Here is a 15,157-nt window from a genome sequence, read left to right on the forward strand (position 1 = left end):
CGTTCGAGCGTCCGCGCCTGCGCGGACGAGCCGATCAGCACGTTCGGACAGCCCATCGTGATCATCCCCCCGCGCGCCGTCGGATCCCCGAGCCGCGCCGCCGGTCGATATCCGATCAGCACCGTCGCCTCGCCCCCGACGATCACGTCCGGCGGCCCCGCGCACGTCGCCACGTCGCCCACGCGCGCCGCGGGCATGTACCCGATGAGCACGCGCGGATCACACGGCGGCAGGACCGGCCCACCCGTCGGCATCATCGGACAAACATGCAAATCGGTCACGCGCGCAGCAGGCGGCATGTTTCCCTCCTCGATTACGGCGCGCCCGCGCCGGGCACGTCCACGATGGCCTCGATCGCGTCCTCGGGGGCGTCCGGGCGTGCCCCGCTCCCCGCGCCGGGCGCGCCTCCGCTGTTGATTCGCACCAGGTTGCCCACGATGGACACGCCGCTCGGATCGATTCGAATGAACCCCCCGGGCCCTTTCAGCGTGAGATCGAGCGCGCCCTCGATCACGACCGACGTCCCGGCCGCGAGGTGAATCTCTTTCCCGGCCTCGATCGCGTGGCTCTGCGCGGCCTTCTCGTGCCGGCTCCCGCCCACCGTGATCGACGCCTTGCCGTCCACCTGCCTGCGCTCGTCCCCTCGCACGTGCAGATCACTCCGCCCGCCCACGAGCTCCTTTTTCTCGGCCCGGATCACGATATCCTGGCGCCGTCCGACCAGCATCTGGTGATGGCCCTGGATCTGCTCGTGCTCGTCGCCGAGCACCCGCGCGTAATAGTCGCGCTGCGCCTGCACGTACACGAGCTCTTTTCCTCGCGCATCCTCGAACATGAGCTCGTTCGAGCCGCCTCCGCCGGGCGACGACGCGCTCTTCAGCGTGCTCCTCGTCTTGTGGTCGGGGAGCTTGTACGGCACGAGGTTTTTCCCATTGAAGACCCGCCCGACCACGATCGGCTGGTCCGGGTCGCCGCCGAGGAACCCCACGAGCACCTCTTGCCCCACGCGCGGAATCGTCAGGGAGCCCATGCCCGTCCCCGCCCAGCCCTGGCTCACGCGAATCCAGCACGAGCTGTCGTCGTCGTGTTTGCCCTCCCGGTCCCACGGAAATTGCACGCGAATGCGACCGAATTCGTCGGTGTGGATCTCCTGCCCCCGCGGCCCGACCACCACCGCGCTCTCCATCCCGAACGCCCGCGGCTTGGGCGTCGTCATCGGCGGCCTGTACGGATCGGGCGCGAACACGGCCCGGCCGCTCATGTCCCACTCCGTCACGACGCTGCCCGACAAGCAAAGCTCGGTCACCAGCAACCGCTGCGCGGCGAGGCCCTGGTGCGGGTGGTCCTGGATGACGAAAATGACCCCGGGTGAGAGGATCATCGAATTCGTGACGTACGAGACGACCCGCTTTTCGTGACGCTCCGCGTGGAGGCTCTGCGTCGCGCGGGTGACGCCAAACGCCTCGTCGCGCCGCGCCGTTCCCTTGTCGTCGGCGACGGGCGTGGCGCCGGCGCCCTTCGTGGTCTCGACGAGCAGCGCGCCCGGGCGGTAATGGAATTGCTCGTACCGGTGCTCCGGGTCCTTCGCGGGCGGGGCCTCGCCCTGGATCGGAAAGTCGGGGCGGCGGAAGTCGTGGTCGCGCACGACGTACGCGCCCGGCCGCACGCGGTGACTCATTTGCACGGCCGTCACGTATTCCTTCGGCGCGGTGCGGTTCGGCGCGTCGTCGAACGTCAAGGGCGAGCGCGGGTGCGGCTTGCCGGCGGCGAGCGCGTCCGAGAACTGAAGCATGGTGCCGGCGCCGTCCTCGTCGGGGAACGTGTACGCGATGCCCGCGTCCTCCAGCAGGCGCGACAGGAACGAAAGCTCGCTCTCGCCGTACTGGACCCGGTATTCGAGCCGCGGATACGCGCCCCGATCGATGGCCCACTTGTGCTGGATTTTCCATTCGCCGAGCACCTTGTCCACGATGTCCGGGATGGAGAGATGCTGAAAGACCCGGTAGCCGAGCCGCTGCCCGAGCAGCCATAGCTTGGGCAGGATCGTCAGCGTGTAGGTGGACTCGCCGGTCTCCGAGTCCTCGACGCGGACCTGCTCGATGTGCGTGCAGATGCCCTCCCAGCGGCGGCGGGCCTGGCCGATGGAAAAATGGTCTCCCCGCTCCATGACGAAGCTCGCGGGTTTGCCCACGATGGCCTCGAGGTCGATGCTCGCATCGTGCGAGCGCGCCATGATCGAGACCTCGAACGGCTCGGAGATCGCCTCGCGCACCGAGAACGTGCGCACGGAGAGATCCTCCCGTGGGGTCTTCGGCTTGAACGATTCGAAGAGCAAGTGGAAGCCGCGCATGTCACTCCTCCGAGGCGGCCGGGGCCCACGGACACGAAAGCGAGAGCTCCGCGCAACCGAGGGCCAAAGCGTCGACGAGCAAACCCGAGCGCCCCTGGAGCACCCGGGCGACCTGGTTCTCGGGGCAATGAATGGGCTCGAAGCTGTCTCCTTGACCGTCCGCGCCGCCGAGCGAGGGCGTGCCCGTGGCCTCGCCGAGCGAGAGCGCCGGCGCGGCGGCCGTGCCATCCACGAGGACCGGCGCGCAGAGGAGCGAGACGCGCAGGAGAATGGGACGAGGATTGCCGGGGTCGTACAGGAACGTGCTCCCGCTGAAGCCGACGACCATTTCGTTCGGCGGGCACATCCGCGCCTCCGGCTCCTCCGAGGACATCACCCCATGCACGCCCAGCATCGCGGTCCCAGGCGTGATCGTGACCGCGAACGGATACGTCTCCGAGACCTGCACGACCCCGCAAAGGCCGCTGATCCCTGACACGACATCGCCGTTCACGCCGCCCCGCAGGCCCACGAGGACCTGGCCTTCCGGGCAATCGTCCTCGAAGGCGCTGCCGCCGTCGCTGCCTTGCGCGGCCGTCGGCGTCGATTCCGTGAAGCTCGGCGCGCACGGCTCGAAGCGCAGCGCGTCGACCCCCGTGATCGTATTGCACCCGAGCGCTCCCTGGATCCCTGCCGCCCCGAGGAGCGCGCCGAGGCCCCGGCGCGCCGAGGCACGAAGAAACAAGTGCATGGACGTCCCTCAATAACGAAGCTCGAATTCCGCCCGGCCGATCCCCACGGAGACGCGGAGATCCTTTGCGGCGCCCGTGGTTTTGTCCGCCCCGCCGCCCGGACGGAGGACGAGCAAGAGCACGCCGGCCGCCGCCGCGGCGCCTCCCACGACGAATGCCGCCGTGGAGACGTGGCCGAGCGTCCGGGCCTGATCGGCCGCGGCGCGATCGGCCGAGACGCAATGCTCGTCCTGACAGCGGCTGCGAATATCGGACACCTTCGCCATCGACAGCGCCCCGGTCACGGTCCCGACCCCGAGGCCGACCGCGCCGAGGCCCAGCGTGATCACGCCGGGGACGATGGAACCTCGCGGCGGGGCGGGCGCGGGGCGCTCCGTGACCTTTTTCTCCGCGGCGAGCTTGGCCTCCATTTCGGAAAGCTCGCGCTCGGCATCGTGGCGCGCCTCCACGAAAGGAGGCGGCGCGTTCTTCGGTAACGGCTGCGCGAGGACCTCTTCGTAAAGCGCCTTCGCCTCGACGACCTTGCCGAGCCTTCGCTGACAACGCGCCATGTGCACGAGCAAGGTGGGCGCGGGGAAGAGCGCCTGGGCCTCGCGGAAGTGCTCGTAGGCCTCCTCGAAACGTCCTTCGCGATACGCATCGAGCCCCTGGTGCGCGTGCTCCAGGGCGAGGGCGCGTTTGTCCTGCACGCTCGAAGCGCGCGGCTCCGCGGCTCCGGCCGGCGGCGCGAGCGTGAAGAGGAACGCGGTTGCGAAGGGAAAGAGCCAACGAAGGCGCATGCAATCTCCCGATTCAGAAGCCGAAGGTCGGATCGCGGCTAGGCACGGGCGGAGGCGGCGAAGGGCGTTTGACCGGGGCGCGCCGCGCGCGGTTCGGGGGCGTCTCGGCGGACGCGACCGGAGGCGGCGCGGCCGAGGGCGTCGATTCCGGGGTTGTGGGCGTCGCGGACGGCGCCGGCGTCGGGGAGACGCTGGCCGTGGGCGCGGGGCTCTCGGGCGGACGTGACGAAATGGGATCCGCCGGCGCCGCGACCGCCGTTTCGAGGGGCTCCGCGGGCGAGGACAAACCATAGGCGGCGAGCGCGCCGAGGCCGAGGACGACCGGGGCGGCGATTCCAAGCGCGAGCTTGGCGGCCCGTGGGCGGCTCAGGCCTATCGTGGTGGCGACGCCGGGCGCGGTGGGCGAGAACGTGGGCGGCGGGGTCTGGGAGAGGGAGACCTCGGGCATCGAGGGATCGCGTTCCCGCACGTCGGGCGGACCGATCGTGAGGTTCGGCATTCCGGACCGGAGCGAGGCGAGCGCCTCGGCGAAGGCCTCCGCGCTCTGGAATCGATCGTCCGGAGTGCGCGCGAGCGCCCGCGTGAAAAAGGCATCGACGACGGCCGGCAGATCGGGCGTGATCGTCGTGGGAGGAGGGACCGGCTCGGTGCAAAGCTCGATGAGCAGATCGCCGAGCGCGCGGGCGCCGAACGGCAGCCGTCCCGTCAGGCATTCGTAAAGAACGACCGCGAGCGACCAGAGATCGCTGCGATGATCCACGCGCCGGCCGCGCGCCTGTTCGGGGCTCATGTAGCTCGGCGAGCCGAGCAAGACCCCCGTGTGGGTCGTCTGGCCGGAGACCTCGTGCGTGATCCGCGCGACGCCGAAATCGAGGATCTTCACGAGGGTGTCGTCGCCCTGGCGCGCGAGGAAGACGTTGCTCGGCTTGATGTCGCGGTGAATGATCCCGAGCTCGTGCGCGCGCCGGAGCCCCTTGCAGACCGGCAGGATCACGGCAATGGCCGCGGGCAGCGAGAGGCGCTTCTCCCGGGCGAGGCAGGTTTGCAGATCCTCGCCCTGGAGGAGCTCCATGACGAGGAACGGCACGTCGTCCGCGACGCCGTAATCGTGGACGGCCACGACGTTCGGGTGCTGGATCTGCGCGCAGGCCCTCGCTTCGCGCTGGAATCTGTCACGCGCGAAAAAGGTGTCCGCGTGCTCGGGCGCCATGACCTTGAGGGCGACGAGCGCGTCGAGCTCGAGGTGCCGCGCCACCCACACGGCCCCCATCCCGCCCTTCGCCAGCGGTCGCTCGAGCACGTATCTCGAGGCGATGATGTCCCCGCTGTTCAACGAAAGTCCCCCTCCCGCCCGACAATCCGCGACAGGGTACGATCCGAAAGGAATGCGGCAAGCCCATTCCACCGCACGTTCTTGCTGTGAATGGGGACGCCGCGCGCTCGAATGCGCCCACACACGTCCCAGTCGTTCGATCCGACCGCCCGCGCCCGCTGGCATTCGTCACAGCGGCATTTCGGGGACCTCCGACGCGAGGTCCCACATGTGTCACCTCGCCGAAGTGATCTGCTTTCGGCCCCTGTGACGTGTGGGACCCACCCGCCCCGAGCTCCCCGCCCGTCCGTGACGTCTGCCAGCCGCGGATCGAGGTTTCCTCTCGTCACCCGGCGCGTGTGTGGGTCCCGCGCGCCGACCGGTGTTCGCGGCTGTGAAGCTTCACAGGTCGCCGGCGGGACCGGGTTTCCGAGCTGGCACGTGTGTGGGGTCGGGATCGGGCAGAGGCGCCGCTCAAGGCAGGGCGAAGAGCCGCGCCGCGAGCGTTTCGAGGTCGCCCGTCGTCCCGGCCGCACGCGCCCGGAGCGCGAGCGCGAGCGCCCGCCGGAGGTCGAGCGCCTCGCCCCGGCGTCGCGCCTCGAAGTACCCCGTCTCCCACCCCTCGGGCACGCGGAGCGACCAGTTGTCGTCGCTGATCGAGCCGGGCAAGTTGTACCGCTCCCGCATCCCGAAAAGGTCGGTGAAGAAGATCATCGCGCTCCGGGCGTCGCTCGCCAGGGCGTCGGCGAGCTTCGCCGAGACGAGCAGGCCCGCGTCCCGCACGAGGTCCGCCTCGAGCGCCGGCGCGCCGAGCCGCCGCGCGAGGTGAGCGGCCTGCGCCGCGAGCTTGCCCTCGGTCCGCCACGACGCCGCGAGCTCCCACATCGAGGGCGTGTCGTGCGTGCCCATCATGATCCAGTCGGCCGCCTCGGCGTTCTCGCTGCGGTAGACGTCGCGCGGATCGTCGACGTTCGCCTTCTGGGTCACGCGGAATCGCCCGAGCCCATGCCGCGCGAGCACCGCCCCGACCTGCGCCGGCAGCGTGCTCAGGACCTCGGCAAACAGCGTATCGACGGCGCGCCCCCTCGCCTCCGCGGCTTCGACCAGGACATCGAAGAGGCTTCCGTATTCGCCCACCTGGGCGGCGTCGAGCGCGCGAACCCATTCCTCTGCATGCCGCGGGACGCCTCGGTCGAGCTGTGACGGACGTGCAATGGCAAACGCGGCGAGGCGCGGGTGATCGGGCAGATCCGGCGAGGAGCGGAGGCGCGCGCCGTGCTGGACGGCCGCGAGCGGGTCGTCCGCGGAGGTCACATACACCCACGGGTCGACGAGCCCGTGGGGATGGTCGATTCGCACGCCGTCATAGGCCTCGAACATCGCGTCCATGCGCGCGCGGAGGAAGGTCCGCGCAGCGCCGCGAACACACGCAGGATCGAGGACGGGATACCCCCAAGGCTGTCCCTCGGGGTTCGTGCGGCTCGGCGGCGCGCCCATGCGGTAGCCCGAAAGGAAAATCGAGAGGTTCGACCATTCGTCCTGCAGGGCGAGGCCCACGGCGAGGTCGCCATAAAGGAAGAGGTCGAGCGAAGCGAGGTGCGCGCGCAAGGCCGCATGCTGTTCGCGCGCGAGGAGCTGGCGAAACGCGTGCGCCTCGATGCTCTCCGCAGAGCGTGACCGGAGCGCCGCGATCCGCGCAGCCGCCGCAGCCTCGTCGCCGGGCAAAGGCGCGAAGAGGCGCGCGTCCAGGGCGGGCCAGTCCTCGAAATGGCCGCGGCCGTGTTCGACGGCGAGGCGCTCGTACAGCGCATCCCGCTCGATCCAGCCGATGTTGCGCGCGCGCCACGCGTCGAGCCGCGCAGCGAACGAGGCGAGCGCGGGAGGCAAGGCGCCAAGCCGACGTTTCTCCTGGAATGACGCGAACGCCTCGTCGAGCGCACGGCGAACGGCAGCAGACGCGTAGCGATGATGCGCGCGGCCGGCCGGAGCGCGGGGCCGATCCTCGAGGAGAGAAGCGAGCGTCCCCGAGCGAAGGAGGCCACCCCAGGCAGGATCCCGCGCGAGCGGCGCGAGGGCGATGGAGACAGTGGCGCGCGAAAAGCAAGCGCCATCGTACGGCGAGGCGTTGTCAGCCGAGAGCTCCCCTTGCGGGCCGAGGAGAATCGCACTGAAGCCGAGGTCGCGGGCAAAACGGAAAAATCGCGCGGCAGCGCGGGTGTAAGGCGATCCGCGGCCGATGTCCTCGTCGGGATCCGCAGGAAAGCTCGGATCGTGGATGGCAAGTGCGAGCCTGTCGACGCCAAGGAGGCGCAAGGCCTCGCGAGTGAGCTCACATTCCTCGGCGCGCGTGTTCATGCAGGGGCGGAGCCTACCCGCGCAGCGGGGCGGCGTCACGCGGCCAGCGTCCAAGCGCGTCGGATGGACATTCAATGTCCCAGCGAATCCCTGATTTCCCTCGATTTCGCGGCCCAGATCGATAAAATGTGCGCCGATCGACGGACGATGAAGGTGCCGCTCTTTTCGAGCGGCGGTGGACCATCGGACGGACATCGAGGGGGGCTCGAAGATCGGCGCAGAGGCGCCGCAAGCCACCCGTTTCGAGTCCGTCCCTTTCGCGGAGGTGTTCGTGACGCTCGAGATGAATCATGTCGATGGCGTTCGAATTCGTTTGCCCATGGCGACAGCGATCGTCGCCGCAATCCTTCTCCTTGGGTTCGTCCTGCTCGCACTCGCCTCGTGGATCGTAGAGACGAACGAGGCCTCCACGCCAGAAGGCGCGCAAACGTCGCGCATGACGGCCCCCTCGAACGCGCCCGACTCGGCGCGCCTGCTCGAAGATCGCGGGCGGCCAGGGCGTAGGTTCTAGGCGGACAAACCTTACCTTAGAGCCCCCGCGGGGAGCCGTTGCGCCGGGGCGCTGCCCCGGGCCCCGCGGGGGCTGTTCGCCCCTCGACCCGAACCAGGGCCAGCCCTGGACCTCTGGGCATCGACTGCGCGAAGCGCAGTCGATGCGGGGAGAGTTTTTCAAGCTGCCCGCCCCCCTCTTCGCAGGGCCAGCCCTGGACCTTTCGGGGAAGAACTGCGCGATGCGCAGTTCTTCCCACAGGCCGGTGGCAAGACCATGGAGGTCCTCTCACGCTGCGACGGGCGTTGCCGGTCGAACCGTCAGCGCCGCCGTCTTGGCGGGCAGGGTCGTCGCCAGTCTTGACCGGGCCTGTTCGATGAACTGCGCATCGCGCAGTTCATCGACCCTCAGTCCAGCGCGGGCGCTGGTCCGGGTCCCGGGGCGGACAGCCCCGGGTGGGGTCTGGGGCAACGCCCCAGCGACACGGGTGGCGCCATTTTGCTGCTGCCGGCCGGCGAGGAGCCAGCGGCGCGCTAGAGAGCGCGCATGCTCCACCGTTCTTCTTGGATTCTTCTGTCCATGCTTTTGCTTTCGTGCGCCGGGAACGACCCCGAGACGCCTGCGCCTGCGCCTCCGCCGCCGCCGGAGTTGGAGGCGCGGATCGCCGACTGCCTGCGCATCAACGCATGCGATGCCGAGGGAGGTCAGCCGATCGGCATGCAGGCTTGCCTCGGCCATGTGCTCGACGAGCCCTGGACCTGGGCGGCCACCGGCACGCTGCGGCTCGAGATCGCGAGCCTCGATTGCAAGCTCGCCGCGAAGGACTGCGCCACCGTCCGCGCCTGCACCCCGCCCAAGGACACCTTTGCGTCGGCGTGCGCCGCGGCCCCTGCCGACGACATCTGCGAGGGTCAGACCTGGGTTCTTTGCGACCCCGACGGCAAGCCGACCGCCGCCATGGACTGCGCGGCCGCGGGGCTCTCCTGCCACAAGGGCATCTGGGCCGGCTGCGGCAAGGAGACCTGCACGTTCGGCGAGACGAAGACGACCTGCGCCGCCGATGATCCCGACGTGCTCGTCGAATGCACCGCGGCTGGCGTTCTCGAGCGGATCGATTGCCGCACGCAGTACAACATGGTGCACATCAACGGGCAGGATGGGGAGAAGAGGGTCACGATCGCCGGGGAGACCTGCGGCTTCGACAAGCAACGCAACGACATCGGCTGCATCGGCAAAGGCGAGGATTGCAGCTTCTTCTCGCAGGCGTGCAACGGCGACGTGCTGGAGACGTGTGCGGGCGGGAAGATCGGACGGCGTGACTGCGCCGCGCTGTCACCCGAGGGCCAAAGCTGCGGCTTCGTGCAGAGCGGAGCCTTTGCCGGGGGCGCGGCGTGCGGGTTCGTCGAGCCGAGCTGCGATCTCGGGGCGGCGGAGTCCTGCGAGGGCAGCACCGTCTCGTTCTGCGACCTGGGGACGCCGGCGAAGGTCGATTGCAAGGCGCAAGGCTTCGGCGGCTGCGAGACGGCCATGCTCGGGGGCAGGACCGTCGCGTATTGCGTGCCCTAGCGCGTCGCGTCGTCCGCCGCGACGGGAGCCGTCGCGGACGCGCTCGCGTCCGGCGTTGCGATTTCGGGCTGCGGCTCGATCGCAGGCTCCGCGGGCGCGGGCATGCCACCCGCCGCGGGGCGCATGTCCGCGCCGCGCACCGCGCCTTCCGCGACGTTCTTCTCGCCCCCCGTGGTGAACGCCATGACGAGCGCGACGACGATGAAAGCAGCCGTCGTCGCGCTCGCCAGGAGCGCGACCGATTTCGCGCGGCGAGGCGCCGGCGGGGCCAGCGCGTAATCCCAGGGCGCCATGCTGTTGCCCATGGGCTCACCGGCGCTCGGCACGGGAAAGGTCGGGAGTGATGTGCGCACCGACGGAGGCGGCAGCGCGGGGAAGCTCGGCAGCCGCGGCGGAGCGAGCGCGGTCGCCTCGTCGATCGTCTCCCCGGGGTTCATCGCGGCCGAGAGCCCGGCCGGTTCGGCCTGGAACGCGGACATCACGGGCTGCGAGGACTGGGTCGGACGCCCCAAGCCCATCTCCCGGGCTCTGCGAAGATCGGTGCTCCCCATAGGGACAGTGCCGCCACCCGAGCAAGAGAGCTCGGGATCGCGGGGCATTTCGCAAGGCGGGTCGGCGGGCGCGGTGAGCGTGCTCAGGTCGGCGGCTGCGGCGCGCTTGAGGAAAGGATCCGACCGGGTCCGACGTCCCTTCGCCCGCGCAGCGCGGCGGCCCGAATCCTTGCCGATGCAGCCGAGCAGAATGGCGTCGATGTTCTTGGGGATCGGGCGCGAGCTGTTCGAGCCCCTCGACGACGAGCGCGGATCGTCGAGGAGCGACGCGCGCTCATCCTCGGCCCAGCCTTCGCGGCGCTCGCTGTAGGGCGAGAGCGCAGCCTTGAGGTCGAGGGCGCGCGTGAACCGCGAATCGACGTCCTTGCTGAGGCACCGCATGATGACGGCCTCGAGCCCGGACGGGATGCCCGCGTGAACGGACGACGGGAGCGGAGCCATCTCGCTGCCGAGCACGGCCATGCAGATCTCGGGCGTGGTGGCGCGCTGGAACGGCGCGCGACCCGTGAGGAGCTTGTAAAGGATGGCGCCGAGCGCCCAGATGTCAGCCCGCGCGTCGACCTCCCGGGCCGCGCGCATCTGCTCCGGCGCCATGTACAGCGGCGAGCCCATGATGTCGCCGTTGCTCGTCATCTCCACGTCGCTCGACTCGCCATCCTCGGGCACGTGCTTCGAGACGCCAAAATCAAGGACCTTGATGCAAGGAGAGCCATCCTCGCGGTGCGTGAGGAACAGGTTCGCCGGCTTGAGATCCCGGTGGACGATCCCGCGCCCATGGGCCTCGGCGAGCGCGTCGCAAGCCTGCATGACGTAGAGCACGGCCTCGTGCACCGGCAACGTGCCCCGTTTCTTGAGCAGCGCCGAGAGGTCGTCGCCGTGGAGCAGCTCCATGACCATGAAAGGAGCGCCCGAAGGCAGCCGGCCAATGTCGTACACCTGGGCGACATGCTCGCTCCGGAGCTTCACGACGACACGCGCCTCGCGGAGGAATCGTTCGATGATCTGCGGGTGCGTGAGCTCCGAGCGGACCAGCTTGATGGCCCGCTCGTCCCGGAGCTCGAGGTGCGTGGCAGCGACCACGACGCCCATGCCGCCCATGCCGAGGAGGCGCTCGACGCGATACTTCCCCGCGAGGACCTCGCCTACCGCGACCTGGCTCCGCACTGCTTCGTTTCCCATATCGCGCCCTTCGGCGCATGCTACGAAGGCCACGCACGCGGGCCAACAAACCCGGTGGTCGGGCAGGTTTCCATCTGGTTTGGGGGCGTTTCGCTGGGGCGTTGCCCCAGGCCCCACCAGGAGCTGTCCGCTCCTGGACCTGGACCAGCGCAAGCGCTGGACTCGGGGTCGATGAACTGCGCGATGCGCAGTTCATCGAACGGGCCAGGTCAAGACCACGGGCGATCCTGCCAGCCAAGACGGTTCGACCGGCAACGCCCGTCGATGCGTGAGACGCGCCGCCATGGTCTTGCCACCGGCCTGTGGGAAGAACTGCGCGATGCGCAGTTCTTCCCCGAAAGGTCCAGGGCTGGCCCTGCGAAGAGGGGGCGGACAGCTTGAAAATTCCCCGCATCGATTGCGCTTTGCGCAGTCGATGCCCAGAGGTCCAGGGCTGGCCCTGGTTCGGGTCGAGGGGCGAAGAGCCCCCGCGGGGCCCGGGGCAGCGCCCCGGCGCGGCGCTTCCCCGATGACACCCGCGCTCATCCTTTCACCGTGGCGATCGGCGAGAGCCGTACGACTCGCCGTGCCACGCCGGCGTCTTCGACGGATCGCACGACGGGGGTGATGGCCTTGTAGGCGTAGGGGGCCTCCTCCTTCATTCGGCGGTGGTATTTTTCCAGGATGTCGCGCCGCCCGCGCAGGGAGGGCGCTTCGGGATCGATCGGGGTTACCACGTCGAGTTTCTTCGTTGATTCTCGGTATACGGTGTCGCTCACGTGGCTTGCTTGTCCCCGTGTCAGGCTACGGCCTGCGCCGTGACAGGCGCTTGCGAGGAGCGCCTCGTTCCCGAGGCCTGCGAGCACCCAGCTCGCGTCGCCCATCGAGCCTGGGATGATCACTGGATGCCCGGTGTACTGGAAGGGGCTCGCGAAGGGGTCTGGCCCTGGTGCGGGCGTTGCGCCTTTGCGATGGAGGAATCGCCCTGCCCTGGCCTCCGGCTCCCAGATGAGGTTGTGTGGCGCGTCGTAGACGAGCCGCGTCTCCACGGTTCGCCCGAGGACCTCGCTCATGGCGCGTGCTGCCATCAGCACGAGGAAGAGCCGGTTTCCGAAGGCGAAGTTTGCTGCGTTGCGCATCGCGGACAGGTAGGCGGCGGCCTCTGCGGCGAGCGGCCCCCATGTCGGCATGACGTAGAAGCCGTGCGCTGGGTGGGGTAGGCCTCTTGGGTAGAGCTCGTGGGCGCGGGCCATGAAATGGCCGCCTACCATGTGGCCGAGGCCGACGGAGCCCGAGTGCGCCATGATCGTCACGGCTCCGCGGGCGAGGCCGAAGGCGTGCGCCGCGTGGCCGTCGACGACCTCGTCCACGCGCTGCAACTCCACGAAATGGTTGCCTCCGCCGACCGATCCGATCTGGATGTCCCGGCCGTCGTTGGCGCCCGAGGCGCGGATGAAGCTCGCGAAGGCGAATGTGTCCTCCGTGGGAAGGGCGCCGTTGAAATGGACCCGCTCGAGATCGCAGAGCTCCCGGGTGGGGTCGTAATACCGCCAGATTCCAGTGCTCTGGTTATCGGCGGCGGTCTCGGCGAGGCCCCAGAGACCGTCCCGGAGCAGCGCTTCGCGCTGGCGGGGGGACATGGGGATGTTGCGCTGGCCCTGAAAGAAGATCGCCCGCAGACGCTTTTTCAAGGCGGCCATGTGCGGCAGGAGCTCCTCCTGGGTCACGTCTGTGACGGCGAGGCGCATGCCGCAGCAGACGTCGTTGCCCACCGCGCGGGGAACGACGAATCCGCGTGCGTCGGCCACCGTGCCCACGGGGATGCCGGATCCTTTGTGGAAATCCGGCGTCAGCACGACGGCCGCGAGGCTGCCGGGCCCATCGCCCCAGAAGGGCGTGATGCGGCCTTTGCGCTCCTCGTCCCAGATGGAGAGGAGCGTGTCTTGGATCGAAACGAATTCGAGGAGCTCTGCGATGCCCTCTGCCTCCACGGAGACGTCGGGCCGCGCGATGAGCGTGATGGGAACACCGAAACGACTTTCGATGCGGGCGAGCGCGCTGTCTTGTCGGCGCACGACCGCATCCAGGCGAAGATTGCCCATGGCTGCTTTCCCGAGGCGCTTGCACGTTCTGCCGTGCGAACGCCTTGCGAACGAACGAACGCTATCGTGCAGGTCGTGCGTCGCCGCGACGCCGAGCTCGGGAGCGCATCCTATCCAGAGGACGCACGTCTCCTCACGCTCGCACGCCGACGATCCGTCGCCGACCCGCGACCTTTACCCCGGTTCGTTTGAACTCCGAAGCGCGCCCGAGGAAAGCGAACTTCGCAGCAGCCGCGCCCACGATATGCGAGCGCATTCTATTTGTCAAGGTAGAGCCCGCGCGCCCTCGCCGCTGCCGGCATATCGAATGCACGCCGCCCCCGGCAACAGGATGCGCAGGTCGGGTGCACCCCGTGTGCACGGTGGAGGACGAGATGGTGCGCGACGATGAAACAAAGAACCCTCTCACGCAGGGGAAAGGCCGTACGGACGAGGTCGATCAATCGAAGGGAATCTACCCGTTCGGCACGCCCCACCCGCCCGACGCGGAGATGCGCTCGCCTGGTTCGTTCGGCGGCCCGTACGAGGAATCGGGGCGAGGCGGCGTGGCCCTCTCGCAGGAGCCATCGAGCGCGGGGGCCGGCGAAGTCGGCGCGTCGTTCGCCAAGCCGTTCGTGGAGCAGGGGCCGTCGGAGGAGGCCGACCGCGCCTCCGAGCCGGTCGTGCCGAAGGGCGCGCTGCCGCAACATGAAGAGAGCAAGCCGCGCGGCTCCGGATCGTCGGGTGGTTGACGCCAAGGCGGGCGCGGTTAGGATGATCTCTTGCTGAGAGACAGAGGGCGCCGCGAGGTGCCGTCCTCGGTCAGGTCGCCAGGTCCGGAGGATCTTGAAAATATTCTCGACCTTCGGATGATCGGTTGTTGACAAGGCGGACGACGCGTTTTAGAGAGCCGCCCTCGCCGAGAGACACAGGGCGCCGCGAGGCGCTGTCTTCGGAGAGGTTCACCGGTCCAGAGGATGTGAAAATATTCTCGGACGGATGTTGACACGGCGAACGAGGCGGTTTAAAGAGCCGCCCCTCGCTGAGAGACAAAGGGCGCCGCAAGGCGCGGTCTTCAGTGAGGTTCGCCGGTCCAGAGAATGTGAAAATGTTCTCGGATAGATGTTGACAAGGCGAACGAGGCGGTTTAAAGAGCCGCCCCTCGCTGAGAGGCAAAGGGCGCCGCAAGGCGCTGTCCTCAGTAAGGTTCGCCGGTCCAGAGAATGTGAAAAATATTCTCGGATAGATGTTGACAAGGCGAACGAGGCGGTTTAAAGAGCCGCCCCTCGCTGAGAGGCAAAGGGCGCCGCAAGGCGCTGTCCTCGGCGGGTCCCCGAGCCTGCGTGGTTTTGAAAGAGACCATTCCCGCTCGAGGTCGTCTCGTGAATGGTCCGCATCGGCGGATCTGCGGGATGATGGCTGAGATTGCCGACGATGGCGTCCCTTCGGGCACGACCAGCGTCCGCACGAACGAGGTGAGCTTTGCGAAGCCCCTCGGCTCGGTCCTTGAAAACTGGATTGTACGCAACACGCATTAACGTGTGGTGACGTGGCCCTCGCCTCGAACCTGCGCAAGCACGGTTCAGGCAACACGTCATGCCCATGAGGCATGAGCCGTCACCCGGTCTTTAGCCGGACCGAGGTGACCTCCAGCGAATTTAACTGGAGAGTTTGATCCTGGCTCAGAACGAACGTTAGCGGCGCGCCTAACACATGCAAGTCGTGCGAGAAAGGGCTTCGGCCCCGGTAAAGCGGCGCACGGGTGAGTAACACGTAGGTAACCT

The 15,157-nt window shown here is 68.7% G+C and carries 10 protein-coding genes, 1 rRNA gene and 1 pseudogene; 4 read left to right on the forward strand and 8 right to left on the reverse strand.

Annotation, left to right across the window (positions count from 1 at the left end; translation table 11 throughout):
* Nucleotides 1-29: 29 nt before the first annotated feature.
* The 6 genes and pseudogenes from QHF85_RS39745 to QHF85_RS39770 form a co-directional block, all read right to left on the reverse strand.
* A pseudogene (locus QHF85_RS39745) lies at nt 30-299 on the reverse strand (PAAR domain-containing protein); the annotation flags it as partial.
* Nucleotides 300-313: 14 nt separating this feature from the next.
* Nucleotides 314-2,350 (reverse strand): type VI secretion system tip protein TssI/VgrG, encoded by a 2,037-nt coding sequence (gene tssI / locus QHF85_RS39750; RefSeq protein WP_281332642.1) that lies wholly within the window; start codon nt 2,348-2,350, stop codon nt 314-316.
* A 1-nt stretch (nt 2,351) separates the two neighbouring features.
* Nucleotides 2,352-3,080, reverse strand: coding sequence for a hypothetical protein (locus tag QHF85_RS39755; RefSeq protein WP_281332643.1), 729 nt, complete (start codon nt 3,078-3,080; stop codon nt 2,352-2,354).
* 9 nt (nt 3,081-3,089) lie between these two features.
* Entirely contained in the window at nt 3,090-3,860 is a 771-nt protein-coding gene (locus QHF85_RS39760) for a tetratricopeptide repeat protein (RefSeq protein ID WP_281332644.1), read from the reverse strand.
* Between the two features lie 13 nt (nt 3,861-3,873).
* Entirely contained in the window at nt 3,874-5,193 is a 1,320-nt protein-coding gene (locus tag QHF85_RS39765) for a serine/threonine protein kinase (protein ID WP_281332645.1), read from the reverse strand.
* A gap of 453 nt (nt 5,194-5,646) precedes the next feature.
* Complete coding sequence (locus tag QHF85_RS39770; RefSeq protein WP_281332646.1) at nt 5,647-7,527, reverse strand: 4-alpha-glucanotransferase; 1,881 nt, start codon at nt 7,525-7,527, stop codon at nt 5,647-5,649.
* 175 nt (nt 7,528-7,702) lie between these two features.
* Between QHF85_RS39770 and QHF85_RS39775 the strand changes: the two genes are divergently transcribed.
* Nucleotides 7,703-8,038 (forward strand): hypothetical protein, encoded by a 336-nt coding sequence (locus tag QHF85_RS39775; RefSeq protein WP_281332647.1) that lies wholly within the window; start codon nt 7,703-7,705, stop codon nt 8,036-8,038.
* 558 nt (nt 8,039-8,596) lie between these two features.
* On the forward strand, nt 8,597-9,583 hold the full coding sequence (locus QHF85_RS39780) for a hypothetical protein (protein WP_281332648.1): 987 nt from the start codon (nt 8,597-8,599) through the stop codon (nt 9,581-9,583).
* On the opposite strand, the gene QHF85_RS39785 is transcribed toward QHF85_RS39780, so the two are convergent.
* A complete protein-coding gene (locus tag QHF85_RS39785) occupies nt 9,580-11,313 on the reverse strand; it encodes a serine/threonine protein kinase (protein ID WP_281332649.1) in 1,734 nt (577 codons plus the stop codon). The two genes, QHF85_RS39780 and QHF85_RS39785, sit on opposite strands and share 4 nt — an antisense overlap.
* A gap of 521 nt (nt 11,314-11,834) precedes the next feature.
* Nucleotides 11,835-13,367 carry an RtcB family protein gene (locus tag QHF85_RS39790; RefSeq protein WP_281332650.1) on the reverse strand — a complete coding sequence of 511 codons (1,533 nt, stop codon included), beginning with the start codon at nt 13,365-13,367 and terminating at the stop codon, nt 11,835-11,837.
* 371 nt (nt 13,368-13,738) lie between these two features.
* On the opposite strand from QHF85_RS39790, the gene QHF85_RS39795 reads away from it, so the two are divergent.
* Nucleotides 13,739-14,125, forward strand: coding sequence for a hypothetical protein (locus QHF85_RS39795; RefSeq protein WP_281332651.1), 387 nt, complete (start codon nt 13,739-13,741; stop codon nt 14,123-14,125).
* A 907-nt stretch (nt 14,126-15,032) separates the two neighbouring features.
* Nucleotides 15,033-15,157: ribosomal RNA gene (locus QHF85_RS39800) — 16S ribosomal RNA — on the forward strand; the annotation flags it as partial.

The organism is Polyangium sp. 6x1, from assembly GCF_029946515.1.
GTDB lineage: Bacteria > Myxococcota_A > Polyangia > Polyangiales > Polyangiaceae > Polyangium.